Origin of the sequence: Endozoicomonas sp. OPT23, assembly GCF_009653635.1 — a bacterium.
Classification (GTDB): Bacteria; Pseudomonadota; Gammaproteobacteria; order Pseudomonadales; family Endozoicomonadaceae; genus Endozoicomonas_A.
This window is the reverse complement of the sequence record NZ_PPFD01000001.1, coordinates 256,437-277,409: the sequence shown is the minus strand read 5'-3', so window position 1 is coordinate 277,409 and position 20,973 is coordinate 256,437. Positions and strand designations below refer to the sequence as shown.

The following is a 20,973-nucleotide window of genomic DNA, read 5'->3' as shown; positions in this document are numbered from 1 at the left end:
TGCCATGATTGTGAGCCGGACAGACGATGACAACAGCAGTACTTCAGGCATTATTGGATTGAATAATATCGAACTGAGCCATATCAGAGCTTTGGTCACTCGCCCGAAAGAGCAGGCTAAGCCACTGGCTGAACTGATTCAACAGCAGAGTGGTCAGGCCTGGGTAATGCCCATGATGACGATCGAACCTTATCCTGAAAGTCAGGCTATACGTTCAAGGGTACTGGAACTCGATCAGTACCATAAAGTCATTGTCATCAGTCATCATGCTGCCCGGCTGGCAATGGAACACATTGAAGTCTACTGGCCTCAGTTACCTATTGGCATTCAGTGGTACGCCATTGGTGAAAAGACCAGAGCTACACTGGACGATTTTGACGTAGCTTCAGTCTGCCCGAAACAGGCTCTGGACAGTGAAACACTGTTATCACTGCCTGACTTTCAGTCTGTGGCCGGTGAGAAGGTCCTGCTGATTAAAGGCAAAGGTGGTCGTGATCTGCTGAGACACACACTGGCAGATCGTGGCGCTCAGGTGGATGAACTGGAGCTGTATCAGCGGCAACGTCCTGAATATTCCTGCGGGCAGTTGAGCAGCCTGATAAAGGAACATCGAATTAATGTTATTCTGGCCAGCAGTGGCGAAATACTGGCCAACACAGCACACTACCTGTCATCGGATTTCTGCGAACACTGTCATTTAATTGTTCCCAGTAAACGGGTCGAAGCGCTGGCAATAAACATGGGATTCACCAGAGTTCATACCGCTGAAGGGGCAAGCAATAACGCCATGCTTTCAGCTATGAACCTGATCAACAGTGAAGGGTTATCGTGAGCAAGAAAGAACAGAAAAGCAGTGATAGCGATAAAGAAGTTGTAAAAGCTGAAACTGAAAAGGCAGCCGAACCTGCCAAAAAAACTACAACACCTGTCGCCAAACCAAGATCCAAGCCTGCTAAATCAGGCCGTGGCATTGCTGCTCTTGCTCTGGTGCTTTCTGTCTCTGCACTCAGCCTGTCTGCCTACATTGGCTGGCGCGCCATGCCGCTGGAGAAAAAGCAGCCTTCACTCATAACCGGTCAGGAGCAGCTGACTACCCAGATTGCCCGACAACAGGCAAGACTGACTGAAGCTATACGCCAACTGGCTCCCCTGAAATCACAAATCGATAGCCAGCAGGAACGTAACGAACGACTATTGAAGCGCACTGACAGCCTTGCTCAAAGTGTCAGTGAGCTGGCAGGCACCAGTCGCTCAGGCTGGAAACTGGCTGAAGTTGAATACCTGTTAAGACTGGCTAATCAGCAGATGCTGATGGGCTCAGACATCAAAGCCGCCAAAAAGCTGCTGATCAATGCTGACAGCATTCTGGTTGACCTGGATGACTTCCGACTGTTCAGTGTCCGTGAAGCACTGGCTGAAGACATATCTCTGTTAAACGCTATTCCTGAATTTGATCAGCAAGGCCTCTACCTGAGGCTTGAAGCAGTATCAAAACAGGTGAGTGAATTACCTGTACTGCAAAAAGCACCTTCTCTTGAAGCTGAACCCTCCGAACAAAACAGTTCTGCCTCTGCCAGTTCCGGTGACTGGAAAGCAGTTTCTTTAGAAATGATGAAGAACGTCTGGAACAGTTTCTCCAGCCTGTTCCGTTTCACTCCGAACCGTGATGAACCTGTTAAAGCGCTTTTATCTCCAGCTGAAGACAGCATGATTCGCCAGAACCTGAGCCTGCTGCTGGAACAGGGCAAGCTGGCCCTACTGACTCGCGATCAGGTTATTTTTGAAAGCAGTCTTAAACAGGCTAGTAACTGGATTAAACGTTACTTTGTTCTATCCGGCACTGCAGCAAGTGGCATGGTTGAAGAACTGGTGAAACTGCAAACACTGGATATTTCGCCGGCTCAACCGGATATCAGCCACTCTCTGGTGGCACTGAAGGAGTATCAAACTGCGGATACATTACCAGAGCCTTCGCAGGAGCCTTCCCAAAACACGGTTGAACCAATCAAGGCTGAACCACCTGTCGCACCAGTTATTGCACAACCACCAGCACAGCCCAGTGCAGCAACGGAAGCGACCAAACAGCCTGGCGTTTTTGTACCAGAAGGAGATAAGCAGCAATGAAAAGCTTTATCTACTTTCTGGTGGCACTGGCAGGCATTTTTCTGCTGGCCAATATCATGGTGAACGACAGCGGCTATGTTCTGATTTCCTATAACAACGCAACGTTTGAAACTACGCTTTGGGGTATGTTGGTTCTGGCCATGGTTGTTTCCGGCGTCAGCTGGCTGGCCTGGCTGATCATTAAAATGCTGTTTGGCGTTACCAGTCTGGTTTACCCGATTACCCGTGAGGCTCGTGAGCGTCAGGCACGCAAACTGATGACCCGTGGTTTTGTCGAGTTTACTCAAGGACACTGGAAGAAAGCGGAACGCTACCTGTCCAAAGCTGCAGACTCCGGCGACTCGCCACTGCTGAACTATCTTGCAGCAGCTCGAGCAGCACACGAAAACGATAACCATGAAGCCTCAGCTGAATACCTTCGTCAGGCTGACCGTAAAGAACCTGGCTCCGACCTGGCTATTGGTATTACCCAAGCTCAGCTACAGCTGTCGTCTGGTCAGCTTGAACAGGCTCTGGCCATGTTGACCAAGCTGCACAAACAGCATCCTCGTCACGGTTATGTGCTGAAAATGCTGAAGCAGGCATACTGTCGTCTTCATGACTGGCAGGCACTCTCCACTCTGCTGCCTCAACTGAAAAAACAGAAGATTGTTGCTGATCAGGAATACCGTCAGCTGGAGCAGAAGTGTTATGGAGCTCTGTTTGAGCAGGCTTATAGCAAAGGTCGCAGCTTTAATACGTCTGATGATCGTTTAAAGCCTGCCAATCAGGTCTGGAATAACCTCTCTTCCAGCCTGAAACGTGATCCTGAAATGATCTATCGCTATGCCGACTGCCTGGCTCAACTGAACGGCGAAAACAAAGCTGAAAGCGTGTTGAGAGAAAGACTGGGTAAGTACTACAACAGCGATATGATTCTGCTGTTCGGCAAGGTCAAAGGACGTGATACCAGCAAGCAGCTGCATTTCGCCGAGAGCCTTCTTAATGAACGCCCTAACGATGCAAGTCTGCTGCTGACTCTGGGGCGTCTTGCTTTAAGAAATGAGCTTTGGGGCAAAGCAAAAGAGTATTTCGAAGCCAGCCTTCGTCACCAGCGTCATGTAGACACTTACAATGAACTTGGTCGTTTAATGGCACATATGGAAGACCACGAAGGCAGCTCCAAATATTTTCAGGAAGGCCTGCGTCTGGCGGCAGACAGTGTCGTTGACCTGCCTTTGCCGGCTATAGCTCACCGCTGATCAGGGAAGTTTTAAATGAGAGCTTTTCTGGTTACCGGCGCTTTGAGTGGCATGCTTTCGGTTGGACTGGGTGCCTTTGGTGCCCATGCCCTGAAAGGACAACTGTCAGAACGAATGACAGCTGTCTGGGCAACATCAACAGATTATCAGTTTTATCACAGTCTGGTGCTGATTCTGCTGGCTGTATTGATTCATCTGTTCCCGAACATCAGTAAGCTCCGGTGGAGCGGAAGGCTCTTTATTGCCGGTCTTCTGCTGTTCTCTGGCAGTCTTTATCTGATGGCTCTAACCGGTATTACCTGGCTCGGCGCCATTACACCCTTGGGTGGTGTCAGCTTTATGTTGGGCTGGTTATTACTGGCTTTGTCTGCACGAGAAATTAAAACCAACTAATCAAATGGTTGGGTTACGAGCCTTTGACTCTAACCCAACCTAAGTTGGTATTAACTTCAAAAATACTCAATCCCGATGAACCGCTATTTCCAAATGCCTCACTACTCGGTATTGTACGGCGGTTTTTCATTATCGAACGATCTGCCTTCATGAGTGATGATTCTGCTGTAGAGCCTGGTGACGAAGTACAACGCCGGGAAATTAAAAGCTTCGTGCTTCGTGCCGGTCGTATGACCACTGGCCAGCGACGTGGCTGGGATGAGTGCTGGGAAAACTGGGGGCTGAAGAAAGAAGATGGCCCACTGGATATCAGCGCAACCTTTGGCCGGGATGCACCGGTTGTACTGGAAATCGGCTACGGCATGGGTGTTTCCCTTGTAGCTATGGCGGGTGCCGAACAGGATAAGAACTTCATCGGTATTGAAGTGCATCGTCCTGGCGTTGGCAGCCTGCTGAACGAATCCCAGACTGCTGGCCTGACCAACGTCCGCAGTTACTGCGATGATGCCGTAGAAGTGCTGCGCGACTGTATTGCCGATGGCAGCCTGTCCCGTGTCCAGATCTATTTCCCTGACCCATGGCACAAGAAACGTCACCACAAGCGTCGCCTGATCAAGGATCAGTTTATTCAGGCTATTCGTCCCAAGCTGGCCGTTGGTGGTGTGATTCACCTGGCAACTGACTGGGAGAACTACGCTGAACAAATGATGGAAGTGATGACCGCTGCGGAAGGGTTCAAGAACACTGTCGCTGAAGGTGAATACGCTCCACGCCCTGATTTCCGACCACTGACCAAGTTTGAAAAACGCGGCCAGCGTCTGGGACATGGTGTTTGGGATTTGCTGTTTGAGAAAACGGCCTAAGTCCTGCACTGACTGGAACCGCGTTATACCGGTTCCAGTTCTCCCTTCCTGCTTTTGGCTCTTTGATTACGCTTCTGCTGTTGTTCCAGCTTCGACAACGCTTGCTGCACATAAAGAATATGCTGCTCAGCGGCTTCTTTTGCGTCTACCGAATTACCTGCCAGTATCGCTTCCAGAATAGCTTTATGCTGAAGCCTCAAATCTTCACCTGTGACATTCCTGTCGTATAAACCGCCAATATTGGTGTAAATATTATGTTTCAACATACTGAACATGCTTCGCATGGAATGCAGTAACACCATATTGTGTGACGCTTCAGCGATAGCCAGGTGGAAGTCCAGATCGGCTTTGCTTTCACGTTCTCTGTCGTTTTTCTCCATGGCCTGTTCAAGCTCTGCAAAAGCCTGCTTTAAATTATCACAGTCCTGCTCTGTTGCTCTTTGAGCGGCATATGAAGCACTGGCGCCCTCCAAAAGAAAACGAAATTCCAGCACATCATCTCTTGCTTCCGGGTGTTTCCCCAGCAGATCAAGCAGCGGATCGGTAAGAGAACTGGTCAATGCCTCAGTCACAAAATGCCCACCCCCCTGACGGGAACGAATGATTCCTTTTACTGCCAGACTTTGCAGAGCCGAGCGCAAAGAAGGCCTGGATACACCCAGTTGCTCGGACAGCTGCCGTTCAGCAGGTAACCGATCACCCGGTCGAAAGACACCTTCAACAATCAGGGTTTCCAGTTTTTCTGTTATTCGTTCTGCCAGAGTCTGTTGTTTCAAGCCGTTGCGTTCCGGTCAGTGTTTGCATGGGAGGTTATTGAAACCATAACCAGTGCTTTATTCAAGTATTTACCAACCTCAATCAACAACGATCAGTAATTGACAGCAGCAGGGGAGGATCATTATCATTTTGCAAACTGGATAATTGGTCATACCAATTTAAAGAGAATAATAAAATGTCTGATTTGTTTGTCAATGCTATGCCAGATCAAACGGGAAGTGATGAACCCCGGAAATGTCTGGCACCTGAACCAAGAGCTTACCCAGAGAAGCCGGAGAAGGTTTACCTCTACGGCACCTGTCTTGTTGACCTTCTCCAACCGGAGGCTGGTCTTGACGCTTTAAAGCTCCTCGAACAGGAAGGCATTGATGTTGTATTTCCAGACAAACAAACTTGCTGTGGGCAACCGGCTTATACTTCGGGATATGACGACGAAGCTCGTGCAGTTGCTCGAATGCAAATGGAAGTAATGGCTGAAAATTATCCTGTAGTTGTTCTTTCCGGCTCCTGCGGTGGCATGATGCACCATCACTATCCTTCGATGTTTAAAGGCCTTCCTGAAGAGAATCACGCAAAAAAGTTTGCTGATCGGGTATTTGAATTCACCGAATTTCTTGTTCACGTCCTGAACTATCAGCCTGAAGATAAAGGCGAACCTCAAACGGTAGCCGTCCACACCTCATGCTCTGCCCGTAGAGAGATGAATGTTCACAAGACCGGCTGGCAGCTGATTGATTCTTTAAAGAATGTCGCCCGCAAAGTGCACGACCATGAGTTTGAATGCTGCGGTTTTGGTGGTTCTTTCTGCGTCCGTTATCCGGATATTTCCGGTGCCATGGTAAACGACAAGGTAAAAGCCATTACTGATATCGAGCCCGATCGCCTGATCAGTGCCGATTACGCCTGTTTGATGAATATCAATGGAGCGCTGGATTTTCAGGGTCATGAATTGAAAGGTACCCATATCGCCAGCTACCTCTGGGAGCGAACATCCATGCAGTCGGAGGGAGAGTCTAATGTCTGAGCAAATCCCTTTACACGATCTAGGTTTCGATCAACGGGTAGAGAGAGATCTGAACAACCCAGCCCTGCGTACCAACTTTCGGGAAGCCATGGACTTCCTGATGGATAAGCGCAGCAGTAGCTTTACTGACGATGTAAAGCTGCAGGAGTTGCGTACGCTGGGTGCCAGTATTAGAAAGCGTGCACTTTCAAAACTGCCTGATTTGCTGGAACAGCTTGAAGCCAAACTTAAAGAGAACGGCATAAGAGTTCACTGGGCAGAATCATCGGAAGAAGCCAACCAGACAGTGCTGGATATTGCTCAGCATCATGGCGCCAAGACCATGATCAAGGGCAAGTCCATGGTCAGTGAAGAAACCGAACTGAATGAGTTTCTGGAAAAAAAAGGCATTCATCCCGTCGAGGCTGATATGGGTGAATATATTCTGCAACTGGCAGAAGAGAAGCCTTCTCATATCGTGATGCCAGCTATTCACAAGAGTAAGGAAGCGATTGCTGAACTGTTCGAGCAGAACCTGGACGACTGTGAATACACAGAAAACGTCGATGCTTTAATACAGGCCGCCAGAAAAGAGCTAAGAAAACAGTTTCACTCGGCAGATATAGGACTGACCGGTGTTAACTTTATGGTGGCTGAAACCGGTTCGCTGGTGCTGGTCGAGAATGAAGGCAATGGTCGTCTGGCGACAACAGTCCCTAAAGTTCATATCGCCATGACCGGTATCGAGAAGGTGATCGAGCACCTAGATGACCTACCACCGTTGCTGACCCTGTTGACCAATTCCGCTACCGGCCAGCCCATCACCACGTATGTGAATATGATTTCCTCACCGCGTAAAGGTGATGAAGGCGGCCCGGAAGAAGTGCATCTGGTATTGCTGGACAATGGTCGTACCATTCCCTTTGCTGACGAAGAGATGCGACAGACATTGCAATGCATTCGTTGTGCTGCCTGCATGAACCATTGCCCTGTTTATACCCGTCTGGGCGGTCACGCCTATGGCACTACCTATCCAGGCCCTATTGGTTCTATTTTGTCACCCCACCTGCTGGGACTTGAAGCGACCAAAGATCTGCCTAGCGCTTCCAGTTTGTGCGGCGCCTGCAGTGAAGTCTGCCCTGTTAAGATCCCTATTCCGGATTTGCTGCGAAGGCTGAGACACGAAGGTGTCAGAAAGCTTAAGAAAGATGAAGATCCGGTTATTCGCGGTCACGGTGCCAAATACACTCACACAGAAAAAGCCGCCTGGGGAAGCTGGAGTAAGCTCTACAGCTCTCCTGCTCTTTATCGTACCTTTGCGCTGTCTGCCACTCTTCTTCGTGGCCTGACTCCATCAAAAATGAAAGGCTGGACGGACTATCGAACATCGCCAAAACCAGCCAGCAAGAGCCTTCACTCTCTTGTGAAAAATTATCGCAAAGAACAGGAACAGTCTCGTAATAAAGAAGCTGGAGGTTCTCAATGAGTATTGAAGCAAGAAGTAATATTCTTTCCAGACTTCGAGCTGGACTGGGGGACAGTCAACCCATTGACCAATCTCAGGATTCAGGTTCAGCCGCCAGCTATCAGTGGAGTCAGACTGAAAAGGTAGATCGCTTTATAAACGTGATTTCATCGGTGAATGGTGAGGTTCATAGAACGTCAGAGCAGGGCTGGCCTGAAGCTGTCGAACATATTCTGAAAGACAAAAAAATTAACCAGCTGCTGGTTTCCTCTCAAAAAGAAACCGGACAGAAACTGGCGAGCCGTTCACTGGAACTGATTTCCTCAGAAAAGCTGAATGATCATAAAGATAAGCTCTTCTTCTCCATACCGGCTGCGTTAACAACCTGCCGCAGCGCCATTGCTGAAACCGGCAGTCTGGTGCTCTGGCCAGACGAGCAGGAGCCAAGAAGCATGTCGCTGGTACCTCCGGTTCATCTGGTATTGCTGAAAGCAGAAGACATTCACAACACCCTGGCAGAAACGATTCATGCAGAAGGTTGGTCATCAGGCATGCCAACCAATGTTCTGCTGGTGTCCGGACCTTCAAAGACCGCCGACATAGCCCGAATTCTGGCTTACGGCGCTCACGGCCCCAAAGAGTTAATCATCCTGTTGGTGGAGTAACGGCTACCTTATGTAGCCGTACATATAAATTCGATTACGTAAGTCTTCACACTTATGTAGTCGTTACTCCAAATATAAGAATTTTCAGGCACGTCAAATAACAATGAACAATGCGGTTAAAAGTTTCTATCAGGCTATTCAGAGCACCATCACCGAGCAGCGCCTGATCTCGGATGCCTCCAGACTTCTGGCTTTTGGTACAGATGCTTCGTTTTACCGACTGATTCCTCAGTTGGTAATACTGGCTGAGTCCGAACAGGAAATTCAGTTGATTATTATGGAAGCGGCTAAGTATAAAGTTCCTGTCACTTTCAGAGCGGCTGGTACCAGCCTTTCCGGTCAGGCTATTACGGACTCTGTTCTGGTCATCGCCAGTAAGGGCTGGACAGGTCACAGTATTCTTGAGAATGGCGAAAAGATTCGCCTTGAAGCCGGTGTTATTGGTGCTGAAGCCAACGCTATTCTGGCACCTCTGGGTCGAAAAATTGGACCTGACCCGGCTTCAATAAACACCTGTCGTATTGGTGGCATCGCTGCTAACAACGCCAGTGGTATGTGCTGCGGCGTTGCTCAGAACACTTATCACACCTTGGACAGTATTCGTCTGGTGCTGGCTGATGGCACATTACTCGATACTGGCAACGCAACAAGTGTTGAGCAGTTCAAGAATCAACATCAGGGCTTACTGGCTAATCTGAAAGCTCTGTCAGAACGAGTCCATAGCAATACCGAGCTGAAAGAAAAAATTCAGCATAAATATCGCCTTAAGAACACCACAGGTCTCAGTATCAACGCTCTGGTCGACTTTAGAGATCCTGTCGACATTCTTTCTCACCTGATGATTGGTTCTGAAGGCACGCTCGGCTTTATCTCATCGGTTACCTACAACACCGTTCCTGATCACCCCCATAAAGCATCATCACTGGTCGTTTTCCCGGATGTGGAAAACTGCTGTCGTGCAGTAACAACACTGAAGTCAGCGCCTGTTGATTCTGTGGAACTGATGGATCATCGAGCCATGATGTCAGTCGCAGGCAAGCCTGGCCTACCAGAATTCATTAATGACAAGCTCCCCAAATCAGCCTGCGCCCTGTTGATCGAAACCCGTGGGGAGAATGAAGAAACACTTCAATCACGTATCAGTGAAATTGAAACCGTTCTGACTCAATTCCCTGTTCACGAACGGGTTGCCTTTACCAGCATCGAAAGTGAATACGCGGCTCTCTGGGCCATTCGCAAAGGCTTGTTCCCGGCAGTGGGTGCCGTCAGAGAGACTGGCACAACGGTTATCATCGAAGACGTAGCCTTTCCTGTTGAGCTGCTGACGGAAGGCGTTCACAAACTCCAGGATCTGTTTGATAAGTACGCTTACAGCGAAGCATTGATCTTTGGTCATGCACTGGAAGGCAACCTGCACTTTGTCTTCACGCAGGCTTTCGATACCGAAGCTGAGACCGAACGCTATCGCCAGTTTATGGACGACGTTTCCCAGTTGGTTGCCGTAGAGTTTGGTGGCTCTCTGAAAGCAGAGCATGGCACTGGTCGAAATATGGCACCTTACGTTGAACTGGAATGGGGCAAAGACGCTTATCAGTTGATGAGAGCCATCAAGTCTCTATTTGATCCGGATAACCTGCTGAATCCTGGCGTTATTATTAACGACGATGATCTGGCTCATATTCGCAACCTCAAACCAATGCCGGCCGCTGATGAACTTGTGGATAAGTGCATTGAGTGTGGTTTCTGCGAACCGGCCTGCCCTTCTCAAAACCTGACCCTGACCCCAAGAAAACGTATCGTACTCTGGCGTGAAATCAGCCATCTGCGCCGTGAAGCAAAAACAGCTCAGGATCAGGCACGGCTTAAAGAGCTTGAGAAAGACTATGCCTGGCAGGGAATCGACACCTGTGCCGCCTGTGGCCTCTGTTCAACCCGATGCCCGGTTGGCATCAACACGGGCGAACTGACGCTGAAACTGCGCTCTGAAAGAAACGAGAAACATAAAGGTAAAGCCCGGTTGCTGGCGAAGCACTTCGCTACTACCACCAAAATTACCAGAGCAACACTTGCGACCGCTGACGCAGTGCACGGAATCATTGGTACCGATGCCATGACGAGCATTACCGGCACTGCACGAAAACTGTCTGGTAATAAAATGCCTTTGTGGCTGGATGCCATGCCAAAAGCAGCTGACCAGAAACCTCTGAAAGAAGTCGCAAAACCTAAAAACTCAAATTCAAAAACAGTCGTCTACTTCCCAAGCTGTGCCAGTCGAAATATGGCACCGTCACGGATGGATTTTGAAAGCGAATCACAGGTTGCTGTCGTTAAGAGGTTGCTGGGAAAGGCGGGCTACAGTGTCATTATTCCCGACACCATTTCCGAGCTCTGTTGCGGACAGCCTTTTGCGTCCAAAGGTCAGCCAGAAGCCGCTCAGGCTAAATCCGATGAGCTATTTAACAAACTTTGGGAGTTAAGTAACAAGGGAGAATGGCCTGTACTTTCTGATACCAGCAGCTGCAGCTGGCAACAAAAGGACTCTGATAAGAAGAGTGAGAGAAAGAGCCTTAAGGTTCATGATCTGGTGGAATTTATTCATGACTTCATGCTGTCTGATCTTAATATTGAAGCCATTGATGAACCTGTGATGGTTCATATCCCCTGCAGTCTTCAGAAGCTGGGTGATGGTGAAAAACTGAAGAAAATTGTCAGCCAATGCACAACCAATATGGTTCTGCCAAGAGACATTACCTGCTGTGGCTTTGCCGGTGATAAAGGCTTTTCCGTTCCGGAACTCAATGCCAGCGCACTGGAGCCATTGAATGCACAGGTGCCTGACGATTGTCGTGAAGGAGTTTCGGCCAACAGAACCTGCGAGATAGGACTAAGCCACCACAGTGGTGTGCCATACCACTCCATTGCTTATCTGCTGGATCGCTGTGCTCAGTAGTATTGTTGAGGTGGCTTGTTCTGAGCAAGCCACCTTATTTCTTAACTGTTTACACGTTCAACGGTAGGAATTTCATACTGGCTGTAATCAATAGCACTGTTTTTCCAGATCGCTTTTTGTTCTGCTTTTTTCGCTTCAATGCTTTTGCCAAACACTTCAATATGAATATCATTCATCAGCTTCGACAGTTCCTTGTTGTTCGCATAGCCAATAAAAACAGCAGCGGACATAAAGCCTTCCAGTCTGTGACGTTCAATGTCTGACGTTTTAGAACCTTCTTTTGATGACCTGAACATCAATCTGAGTCGTTTTTCTATCTCACGGATATAAACGTCCTTATTCATTCTGATACTCCTTTTCAGCGCGACTCTTTCAACGAAGTTCTTTTAACTGAGCCCTTTCAACGGAGCCCTCTTAACGAAACTTTTCCGAAAGAATACCAATGCAGACAATAATAATCAGCAGGACGGGGGCCAGAGTGTAATTATTGAAATAGCCCAGCAGGCTTCCCAGCCAGTAAGGCACAAAATAGAAAACGGCACCAAACAGGCCAAGGTTCAATACTGCTCTTGCCGGTATACGAAGTAACGTTGGAAATCTCGATAACCAGCCACCAGCAACAGCGGCCAGTGATCTGCCGGAAATAACCACCGCAACAGCAGTAAACGCCATTGCGATAATACCCAGGTAGTCACGGCAAAAAGCTGACAGTTGAATAATGCTGCTTGATAGCCAGTCCATAAAAAGTCCTTTTTCTTATGCCTGCATTGTCACTCAATTCAGGCAAATATTTCTAGCAGGTCGTTCAGAAATAGCCTTCCCTGCTTCGTTGGCTGTAACCTTTTCTGCTCCAGCAAACCTTTGCTGATAGCCTGCTTCAATCCTGATTCCATAATGGCCAGTTCACGCCCTGTGCGTTCAGAAAAGAGTGAATGAGCAACGCCTTCATTCAGCCTCAGAGCATTCATCAGAAATTCAATCGGCAGATCGCCTTGTTCCAGCAGCCTGCGACCGGCTTCATAAGGTTTGTCAGCAGACAGGTAATCCGATGGCATACGAGTCTTCCAGTTACGATAAATACTGCCATCGGCCAGGCTGGTGATCTTGCCGTGAGCACCAGCACCAATGCCAATATAATCACCGAAGGTCCAGTAGTTCAGGTTATGACGCGCTTGTCGGCCTTCCTGGCTGTAAGCAGAAATTTCATATTGTTTATATCCTGCCTGCTCCAGTAAGTCCCAGCCCTGCTCCTGAATAGACCAGAGCGTTTCATCCTGCGGCAGTTTTGGCGGCTTGGAGAAAAACACGGTATTGGGTTCAATGGTCAGCTGATACCAGGAAATATGAGTAGGATTCAGCTCAATGGCTTTTCTGAGATCCGACATAGCGTCTTCAGCGGTCTGACTTGGAAGGCCATGCATAAGATCGATATTGAAGTTATCGAAACCAATCTCTCTCAGGGAAGCAATGGCTTCGTAAGCTTCATTGGCAGAATGAATACGACCCAGCGCTTTCAGTTTTTCATCCTGAAAACTTTGCACGCCCAGAGACAAGCGATTGATACCAACATCACGATAGCTTTTGAATTTATCGTGCTCATAGGTACCGGGATTGGCTTCCATAGTGATTTCAATATCACTGGCAAAAGTAATCCGTTTCTGAAGTTCAGTAAGGAATCGATCAAAAACCTTTGCTGATATCAGACTTGGAGTACCACCACCAAAGAAGATCGAATGCAGCTCTCTCCCCTGAATGGTATGCAGTTCCTGATCAAAGTCTTCTAGAAGAGCCGTGACGTACTCCTCTTCAGGAATTCCATCTTTCATGGCATGGGAATTAAAGTCGCAATAGGGACACTTCTTGATACACCATGGAATATGGACGTAAAGACTCAGAGGGGGAAGTGAGAGCATGGAACTCGCTTGGTTTTAAGGTCAAAGGGTAAGTATACCCTTTGACCTTATTTTTACGATCACGTTAGTCGCTATCGGCTGGAAAACAGGTTGTTATTTCCGCTCCACTGACCATCCATGGTCAGAGTCACTAGCAGGCCTTCCTGGCCTTTGAAGTATCAACCTGTTCCCCAGCCTCAAATAGATCTACACATCTAAAAGGGCTTTCAGCTGTACCAACAACTGATCTTTAGCTTTGGCTCTATGACTGATCGCATTCTTCTGTTCTTTGGTCAGCTCTGCAGAAGCACAGCCTTTTTCAGGAACCCAGAACAGCGGATCATAACCAAAACCACCAACACCAGCAGCTTCTGTCAAAATAGAGCCCTCCCAGCTGCCGTGACAGATCAACGGCGTTGGATCGCTCTCATGACGCATATAAACCAGAACGCTGTGGAAACGAGCTGTACGTTGCTCTGAAGGGACATCCTTCAATGCTTCCAGCAGTTTCGCATTGTTATCCGCATCATCAGCATCTTCACCTGCGTATCGCGCTGAGTAGATTCCCGGCTGACCATTAAGTGCATCCACTTCCAGACCTGAATCGTCGGAAATAGCTGGCAGGCCTGTCACCTTTGAAGCGTGTCTGGCTTTGATCAGAGCATTTTCAACAAAGGTCAGTCCCGTTTCCGGCACTGAACTGACATTGAAATCACTCTGAGGCAGTACTTCAAAGTTCAAACCGTCAAGCATCTGCTGAAGCTCATTCAGTTTGCCCTTGTTACCACTGGCCAGAACTACTTTTTGCTTTTCAGTGCTCACTTTCTGCCTGCCTCATAAAACTGCTGTCTGAACTTGAAGTTATGAGTGCGCTTTGAACCTTCAGGTTTGACGGAAATTTCAAAGCGGATTTCCTCTTCATGGCTGTAACGAAAGTCTGCAAGGTAGTAGATAGCATTCTCGCCTTCGTTTATTTCCTTAAACTTCAGACCTGCCTGCTGGCCAATAATATTGATCGACTTGCTGCCTTCAAAGGTAGCCTTTACCGCTTTTCCTGCTTCGCTTTTCTTCACATTGCGAACAGCTATGTTCACCAGACCTGTTTTCGGCCCACGCTTCAGTTTCGCAGCTTTTGCCACTTCCGGTGTCAGGAAGGTGCTTGGAAAAGCACTGAACGACACTTCGTAATCACCAAAGCGCTTAGGTTCTCTGTCCAGAATACGGCCTTCCTGTGCAGCAAAGGTATTAGCTGCAAACAGCATAACCATAAAGCTGAAAATTGAGGACTTAAGAAACTTTCTTTTCATTGACCCACTCTTTCTCTGAGCATTAATTTAAAATCTGAGAGTCACACTAAGTGTACAGACACTCGTCGCCAGATATTCAACAGCTATTTGCCCGCCAATGGCGGGCAAATAGCTTATGACTTCGTATGTCCGTTTACTTAACGAGTAACGTGATAAATAGCCACTTCGCCCATCAGGTTTGGCAGTAGTCTGGTTTTCCAGTCGCCCTTGTTGGCTCTGTCCACCACCAATCGGTTAAGAATGGTTAGCTTTTTTTGACGACAAAGATCTTCAAAATCCTTAAAGGTACAGAAATGGATATTGGGTGTGTCATACCAGGTGTAGGGCATAAACTTGGAAACCGGCATTCGCCCTTTCGTGGAAAGGTGCAACCGGCAACGCCAGTGACCAAAGTTTGGAAAGGTAACAATGCCCTCTCTGCCTACCCTAAGCATTTCATCCAGAACCAGATGGGGGAATTGTAACGCCTGCAGAGCCTGAGCCATAACTACGGTGTCAAAACTCTGATCGGTAAAGTTGCCCAGCCCCTGGTCAATATTGTGTTCGAGAACATTCACACCTCTTTCGATACAGGCCTGAATATTCTGAGGGTTAATTTCCATACCGTAGCCACTGATATTTTTGTCACGGGCCAGATCATGGAGTAATTTGCCATCGCCACAGGCAAGGTCAAGAATGCGACTGTCTTCTTTTATCCAGCGACTGATAACACTTAAGTCAACTCTTGATGCCATTACTGCTTCTCCCCGCATTCATTAGCTACCCGCTGCATATAGCCAGAAACACAATTCACGTAACGGGGAATATTCATCAGAAAAGCATCGTGTCCCTGCGGCGCATCAACTTCCAGATAAGAGACATCTTTACCGGCATGGAGAAGAGCATTGACCATTTCATGAGAGCGAGCCGGAGAAAAACGCCAGTCCGTAGTAAATGAAACCAGCAGGAATTTTGCTTTTGCTTTTGCCATGGCTTTTGCAAGGTCGTCATCAAAACGGCTGGCAGGATCAAAGTAATCCAGTGCGCGGGTCATCAGAAGATAGGTATTGGCATCAAACAAACCAGAGAAGTTAGCTCCCTGATAACGGAGATAACTTTCAATCTGGAACTGGACACCATAGTCAAAGCTGAACTCTTTATTCTTCAGCTCACGCCCAAACTTCTCACCCATAGCGTCATCAGACAGATAGGTTATGTGTCCCACCATTCGAGCCAGGCCAAGACCATTTCTCGGCAAGGTATTCTCTTCAAGGTAACGACCGTTCCGGAAGTTTTCATCGGACATAATGGCCTGACGAGCCACTTCGTTAAAAGCAATATTCTGGGCAGACAGTTTAGGCGCAGAAGCAATAACCAAAGCATGACGCAGTCGATCAGGATGAGTGATAGACCAATGTAATGCCTGCATACCACCAAGACTGCCACCAACAATTGCAGCCCACTGATCAATGCCTAAATGGTCAGAAAGTCGAACCTGACTTTCAACCCAGTCTTCAACCGTAATAATAGGAAAGTCAGGGCCGTAGAGTTTACCCGTTTTAGGGTTTGAACTAACTGGCCCTGTACTGCCATGACAGCCACCAAGATTATTGAGACTAACAATAAAAAATTTATTGGTATCCAGCGGCTTTCCAGGTCCGATAAAGTTGTCCCACCAACCGGGCTTTTTATCATCCATGCAATGGTAGCCAGCGGCATGATGATGACCGCTGAGCGCATGACAGATCAGTACACCATTGTTGCGCTGCTCATTGAGCTGACCATAGGTTTCAATGACCAGATCGTACTCTTCCAGAATCTGGCCACAACTTAACTGCAGAGGCTGACTGAAGTGGATGGTCTGAGGTGTTACCAGACCGACTGAGTCAACGGGAATAGCATCCGGCATAATAGTGTCTGTATTGCTAGCCACTCACTGACAATGGTTCAACGAACAGTTCTTCAACAAACTGACCTTCAACGAATACAGCGGCGGACTCATTCTTCTTGTTTCCGGAACATTCCGGACTCCGGCTAAAACCTGATGCTTTTCTATACATCAAAATATTTTGATATAGATAGCAAAGATTCAGAAACCCGAAGTGTATAGCCTTGATGAAAGCTTGTCAGCTAAGCCTGAAAGAATCATGACTCATTCAGTTGGCCAGCCCTGACTGCTTCTCCCTGAAAACACATCGATCCAGAGCCAGTTCAGTCAGTGCTAGAAGATGGCTCAGAAATGTCCCCTCGACATGACGGGATGAGAAATGAATGTGTCGATCAACAATGTAATCATCAACACTCTGGTTGCAGGTGAGAGAAATGTAGAAAGCTTTTAAGGCTTCGTTTTCTACATTCAGGTCGGAAACAATAGTCGCACAGGGTCGGATCATCTCGCTCATGCATGACTCCTTTGAGGCATCAGCCTCTTTGCACCCGTGAGCGATAAACATTTAACCACAGGCGCAACCTGTAATGCAGCGGTGAATAAAACCCAATTTATCCACTGCTACGATCAGAAAATACGCTTTTCAAACCCTGATTGATCAATCACTGACGAAGTATAGTCGTCCTGAGATTTCAGGCGAAAAATGTCTGCCAAACTTTTCAAAATATAAAACCAGAGACTTTTACAATCTCGAGAGACAAGAGTTCTGATTTGGTCAAAACTATGTGGTATCTTAGATTCAAACCCTATCGTCCTATGCCCTTCATAAAAGGCAATGACTGGCGATGATCGTCTAATTTGACTGGCTGGTGAAAAGTAACAGATATGTCCATTGAATCCCTGGGTCATCTGGAATCCAAACTTCAAAACCTGATTGATAAGCTGGAACTGACTCGCATGGAGCTGGAAGAGCTCCGCACAACTAACGGCCGCCTTGAGCAGGAAAACACCGAGCTGAAGAACGAGCTGGGCTCCTGGACTGAGCGTGTAGGCGCTCTGCTGGGTAAGCTGGACAAGGTGTCTGACGACGCTGAACAGGTTGATTACGAAACAGCCTGAGCGGATTCGGACTATTGATCTGCCTCATATCGGGTTCATGTATTATTTGCCCGCCATCGTGGGCAAATAATACATAGATGAACCGCTGTTGCTGATTAGTAACTGCGCGATGGAATCATACTTCTGATTCCATCTGCTCAAATTCTTCGAGCGCTTCCATCCACTGCTCTTCGATGTCGGCAACGGTTTGCTTAAGAGATGTCTGCTGATCCAGCAGAGTTTTCAGGCGGTCTTTGTTCGCACCTTCATAAATAACCGGATCAGCCAGCTCGTCTTCAACCTTGGCCAGCTCTGACTGTTTCTTATCCAGTTTCTTTTCAAACTCATCAACCTTCTTCTTCAAAGGTCTCAACTGCTTGCGTCGCTCAGCAGCTAAACGCTTCTGCTCTTTACGAGCCTGCGCAGAGTGTTCAACAACTTCACCTGACTCATCAAAGCTTTCTGCTTTCGTATCCTGCTTCTGTTCCAGCAACCAGCAACTGTAATCATCCAGATCACCTTCGAAGTGTTCCATCTTGCCATCGTGCACCAGAAACAGATCATCTGTCGTGCTTCGCAGCAGATTACGGTCGTGAGATACCAGCACCATTGCGCCTTCAAACAACTGCAATGCCATGGTCAATGCGTGACGCATTTCCAGATCAAGGTGGTTGGTCGGCTCATCAAGCAACAATAAGTTAGGCTTTTCCCAGGCCACAATAGCCAGTGCCAATCGAGCCTGCTCACCACCCGAAAATCCTTCAATAATTTCCAGAGCTTTATCACCGTGAAAACCAAAACCACCAAGAAAGTTTCTCAACTCCTGTTCACGGGCTGTCGGAGAAATACGTTGCAAGTGAAGGAAAGGGCTGGCCTGTGGATCAAGCTCTTCCAGCTGATGCTGAGCAAAGTAACCGATCTTCAGATGTTCGCCATCATGACGCTCACCGGCAATCAGTGGTAACTCATTGGCCAGCGTTCTGATCAGAGTCGACTTACCTGCGCCATTTGCACCCAGTAGACCAATACGACTACCTGGAAGAATACTGAGTTTTAGCTTCAGCATTGGATTATCAGCGTAACCCAACTCGGCACGGTCAAGGGTCAGCAGAGGCGATGACATTTTATCGGATGCAGGGAAACTGAACGTAAACGGTGAGTCTACGTGTGCTGGCGCGATATCTTCCAGTCGAGCCAGTGCTTTTAAACGGCTCTGGGCCTGTTTTGCCTTAGTCGCTTTAGCACGGAACCGTTCGACGAACGACTCCATGTGCGCACGTTGCTTCTGTTGTTTCTCAAAAGCAGCTTGCTGTTGCTGCAGACGTTCAGCACGCATTCTTTCAAAGGCTGAATAGTTGCCTTTGTAGTTGTTCAGTTTTTTGTTTTCGATATGGATGGTGACGTTAATCACCTCATCGAGAAAATCCCGGTCGTGGGAAATAACAATCAGGGTTCCAGCATAACGCTTCAGAAAACCTTCCAGCCAGACAATAGCATCCAGATCCAGGTGGTTGGTCGGTTCATCAAGAAAGAGAATATCGGAAGGCGACATCAGTGTACGGGCGAGGTTCAGGCGCATTCGCCAGCCACCGGAAAAGTCCCTGACGTTGTTGGTTACCTGACTGTGACTAAAACCCAGGCCATGCAATAGCTGTTCAGCACGAGAGCGTGCAGTGTAGCCATCGGCATGTAAAAGCTGCTCATGCAATTCCGCCAGCTTTACATGCTGCTCCTGTTGCTCTGCAAGAGTTATTGCGTTTTCGATACGGCGCAGCTGAACGTCACCATCGAGCACATACTCAACAGCCTGTTGATCAAGCGCTTCAACTTCCTGAGCCATGTGGGCAATGCCACGGCCGGTGTCCATAGAGATATCACCCTGATCCGGGTGTAACTCTCCCATCAACAGAGCAAGCAGGCTGGATTTACCACAACCATTGGAACCAACAAGACCAACGTGCTGGCCGTGATGAATTATTGTGCTGGTGTCTTCAAGCAGAGGTTTGCCGGAACGCAGCAGACTGACAGAGTTCAAATTAATCATGGCGCGCATTATAAACGCTGTCAGCTGCTGTTTCCTATGGAATACTGCGGGTTGTTATTATGCTTACGTAGAGCTGGCAAGATACTGATCAACCTTCTGGTAAAGTTCTTCTTCTGGCATTCCGAGAAGTATTGCTCCGGCCTTTAAAACAGAATCCAGCTGAGCTTCATTCTCGAGAAACTCTCCACGGCACTGTCTTCCATCCTGAACCATATTAAATACTGTTTGCACAAGGTTTTCTTTTGTCAGCGTAGTATCGTTCACCAGTGCTCGAACCAGCATAAACATAGCTGTACGGCCAATTCCCATTTTGCAGTGGACGATCACAGGCCCTTCAGGAAGTTCACGGGCGAGGTCAACTAATTCTTTGGGGTCACCAGCTTTCCTATTTCCAATATCACCCTTTAAGAAATACTTAAGTGATGTTCCTTTGTCTTCCTCCCATAATTTTACCTCTATTTCGCTGCGAACTTTTGGACCATAAAAGAAAGGCTCATCAATCGTTGTAACTGTCACTGAATTATATTGCGCTGCTTGGTTGTTTCTGGGTATGTAATCAGATACACCCTCAAGTGAAGTAGCTATATTAACAATTGCCTTACACCCATTCTCAACTGCCGCCGTCATGAAAGTAGCCCTCTCCTGATTATTCCCCGCAGTAGGGCCTCGAGCAGCTATACCAACTTTTTGCCCACCCAAAGTTATCTGATTGTATGGTGTCAGTTTATTTTCATCTCTTGAAAGCCTTACAGCGGTAGGTGCAACTATTTCAGTCTGTTTAAACTTGTAAGCTGTTTTTTCTCCCTCAGTACATTTAACCTGTGTCGGTTTTCTTGACTCAAGTTGTTCCCAGAGTTTGTGACTGGTATCCGGTATTTTTTTTAATTCTGCCGACTCTGATGGTGGAACTTGAACAGTTCTGCCTTGAACTTCAGGGCTATTACCAGGTGAGGATGAAGGAGAACCTCCCAGCCTCAATCCTCTCCCCTTTCTTTTCGCCAGCCCGCCTTTGTCAGGTAATTTTTTACCTGTATCTGCAACTTCAACCTTTCTTGCACCTGTACTACCTTCCTTTGTTTCAGGATCATCTGACTGCACCCTCTCAGGAGAATGATTCCCATGACTCACACCTCCTGCACCACCTAGACCACCTGTACTCATAACAAAATTCCCTTTCTTGAATATCTAAAAGGAACTATAGACAGGCACAAAAAAAGTGGCATCAGAAAGCCTGAGCCACTTAAAGAAATACTCGCACTTAAAGCAAGCGAGAGGGAAGATTCA

At 47.8% G+C, this 20,973-nt stretch carries 21 protein-coding genes; 10 read left to right on the top strand and 11 right to left on the bottom strand.

The genetic code is table 11. The annotated features are described in order from the left end of the window. The first annotated feature begins 4 nt into the window (after nt 1-4). From EOPP23_RS01100 to trmB, 5 genes are all read left to right on the top strand, one after another. Nucleotides 5-832, top strand: coding sequence for a uroporphyrinogen-III synthase (locus EOPP23_RS01100; protein WP_153764132.1), 828 nt, complete (start codon nt 5-7; stop codon nt 830-832). Further along, entirely contained in the window at nt 829-2,124 is a 1,296-nt protein-coding gene (locus tag EOPP23_RS01095; protein ID WP_153764131.1) for a uroporphyrinogen-III C-methyltransferase, read from the top strand. The genes EOPP23_RS01100 and EOPP23_RS01095 overlap by 4 nt, the downstream gene beginning before the upstream one ends. After that, nucleotides 2,121-3,365 carry a heme biosynthesis HemY N-terminal domain-containing protein gene (locus EOPP23_RS01090; RefSeq protein ID WP_153764130.1) on the top strand — a complete coding sequence of 415 codons (1,245 nt, stop codon included), beginning with the start codon at nt 2,121-2,123 and terminating at the stop codon, nt 3,363-3,365. The genes EOPP23_RS01095 and EOPP23_RS01090 overlap by 4 nt, the downstream gene beginning before the upstream one ends. Before the next feature lie 15 nt (nt 3,366-3,380). Continuing rightward, complete coding sequence (locus EOPP23_RS01085) at nt 3,381-3,758, top strand: DUF423 domain-containing protein (protein WP_153764129.1); 378 nt, start codon at nt 3,381-3,383, stop codon at nt 3,756-3,758. A 149-nt stretch (nt 3,759-3,907) separates the two neighbouring features. Continuing rightward, nucleotides 3,908-4,621, top strand: a complete 714-nt coding sequence (gene trmB / locus EOPP23_RS01080) for a tRNA (guanosine(46)-N7)-methyltransferase TrmB (protein WP_153764128.1) — start codon at nt 3,908-3,910, stop codon at nt 4,619-4,621. A gap of 23 nt (nt 4,622-4,644) precedes the next feature. On the opposite strand, the gene EOPP23_RS01075 is transcribed toward trmB, so the two are convergent. Further along, complete coding sequence (locus EOPP23_RS01075) at nt 4,645-5,397, bottom strand: FCD domain-containing protein (RefSeq protein ID WP_153764127.1); 753 nt, start codon at nt 5,395-5,397, stop codon at nt 4,645-4,647. 176 nt (nt 5,398-5,573) lie between these two features. On the opposite strand from EOPP23_RS01075, the gene EOPP23_RS01070 reads away from it, so the two are divergent. The 4 genes from EOPP23_RS01070 (at nt 5,574) to EOPP23_RS01055 (ending at nt 11,481) form a co-directional block, all read left to right on the top strand. Beyond that, entirely contained in the window at nt 5,574-6,422 is an 849-nt protein-coding gene (locus EOPP23_RS01070; RefSeq protein ID WP_153764126.1) for a (Fe-S)-binding protein, read from the top strand. Further along, nucleotides 6,415-7,887, top strand: coding sequence for a LutB/LldF family L-lactate oxidation iron-sulfur protein (locus EOPP23_RS01065; protein ID WP_153764125.1), 1,473 nt, complete (start codon nt 6,415-6,417; stop codon nt 7,885-7,887). Before EOPP23_RS01070 ends, EOPP23_RS01065 begins: the two co-directional genes overlap by 8 nt. Further along, nucleotides 7,884-8,531, top strand: coding sequence for a lactate utilization protein (locus EOPP23_RS01060; RefSeq protein WP_153764124.1), 648 nt, complete (start codon nt 7,884-7,886; stop codon nt 8,529-8,531). Before EOPP23_RS01065 ends, EOPP23_RS01060 begins: the two co-directional genes overlap by 4 nt. Before the next feature lie 103 nt (nt 8,532-8,634). Next, nucleotides 8,635-11,481: an FAD-binding and (Fe-S)-binding domain-containing protein gene (locus tag EOPP23_RS01055; protein WP_153764123.1), complete on the top strand. Its 2,847-nt coding sequence runs from the start codon at nt 8,635-8,637 to the stop codon at nt 11,479-11,481. A gap of 41 nt (nt 11,482-11,522) precedes the next feature. On the opposite strand, the gene EOPP23_RS01050 is transcribed toward EOPP23_RS01055, so the two are convergent. The 8 genes from EOPP23_RS01050 to EOPP23_RS01015 form a co-directional block, all read right to left on the bottom strand. Then, on the bottom strand, nt 11,523-11,825 hold the full coding sequence (locus EOPP23_RS01050; protein WP_153764122.1) for a hypothetical protein: 303 nt from the start codon (nt 11,823-11,825) through the stop codon (nt 11,523-11,525). Nucleotides 11,826-11,895: 70 nt separating this feature from the next. Next, a complete protein-coding gene (locus EOPP23_RS01045; protein WP_153764121.1) occupies nt 11,896-12,222 on the bottom strand; it encodes a DUF3392 family protein in 327 nt (108 codons plus the stop codon). A gap of 38 nt (nt 12,223-12,260) precedes the next feature. After that, nucleotides 12,261-13,394 (bottom strand): radical SAM family heme chaperone HemW, encoded by a 1,134-nt coding sequence (gene hemW, locus EOPP23_RS01040; RefSeq protein WP_153764120.1) that lies wholly within the window; start codon nt 13,392-13,394, stop codon nt 12,261-12,263. Between the two features lie 186 nt (nt 13,395-13,580). Further along, the gene (locus EOPP23_RS01035; protein WP_370514574.1) at nt 13,581-14,195 is read right to left on the bottom strand and encodes an XTP/dITP diphosphatase; all 615 of its coding nucleotides are present in this window, start codon (nt 14,193-14,195) and stop codon (nt 13,581-13,583) included. After that, nucleotides 14,192-14,680, bottom strand: a complete 489-nt coding sequence (locus EOPP23_RS01030) for a DUF4426 domain-containing protein (protein ID WP_153764119.1) — start codon at nt 14,678-14,680, stop codon at nt 14,192-14,194. The genes EOPP23_RS01035 and EOPP23_RS01030 overlap by 4 nt, the downstream gene beginning before the upstream one ends. A gap of 137 nt (nt 14,681-14,817) precedes the next feature. Further along, a complete protein-coding gene (gene metW, locus EOPP23_RS01025) occupies nt 14,818-15,414 on the bottom strand; it encodes a methionine biosynthesis protein MetW (RefSeq protein WP_153764118.1) in 597 nt (198 codons plus the stop codon). After that, a complete protein-coding gene (locus EOPP23_RS01020) occupies nt 15,414-16,568 on the bottom strand; it encodes a homoserine O-acetyltransferase (RefSeq protein ID WP_153764295.1) in 1,155 nt (384 codons plus the stop codon). The genes metW and EOPP23_RS01020 overlap by 1 nt, the downstream gene beginning before the upstream one ends. A 247-nt stretch (nt 16,569-16,815) precedes the next feature. Further along, complete coding sequence (locus EOPP23_RS01015) at nt 16,816-17,061, bottom strand: hypothetical protein (protein WP_153764117.1); 246 nt, start codon at nt 17,059-17,061, stop codon at nt 16,816-16,818. A gap of 371 nt (nt 17,062-17,432) precedes the next feature. Here EOPP23_RS01015 and EOPP23_RS01010 point away from each other — a divergent pair, with 371 nt between their 5' ends. Further along, complete coding sequence (locus EOPP23_RS01010) at nt 17,433-17,666, top strand: cell division protein ZapB (protein WP_153764116.1); 234 nt, start codon at nt 17,433-17,435, stop codon at nt 17,664-17,666. 115 nt (nt 17,667-17,781) lie between these two features. On the opposite strand, the gene EOPP23_RS01005 is transcribed toward EOPP23_RS01010, so the two are convergent. Both EOPP23_RS01005 and EOPP23_RS01000 read right to left on the bottom strand, forming a co-directional pair. After that, nucleotides 17,782-19,698 (bottom strand): ATP-binding cassette domain-containing protein, encoded by a 1,917-nt coding sequence (locus EOPP23_RS01005; protein WP_370514573.1) that lies wholly within the window; start codon nt 19,696-19,698, stop codon nt 17,782-17,784. A gap of 54 nt (nt 19,699-19,752) precedes the next feature. Next, nucleotides 19,753-20,850, bottom strand: coding sequence for a protein-tyrosine phosphatase family protein (locus tag EOPP23_RS01000; RefSeq protein WP_153764115.1), 1,098 nt, complete (start codon nt 20,848-20,850; stop codon nt 19,753-19,755). Nucleotides 20,851-20,973: the final 123 nt, after the last annotated feature.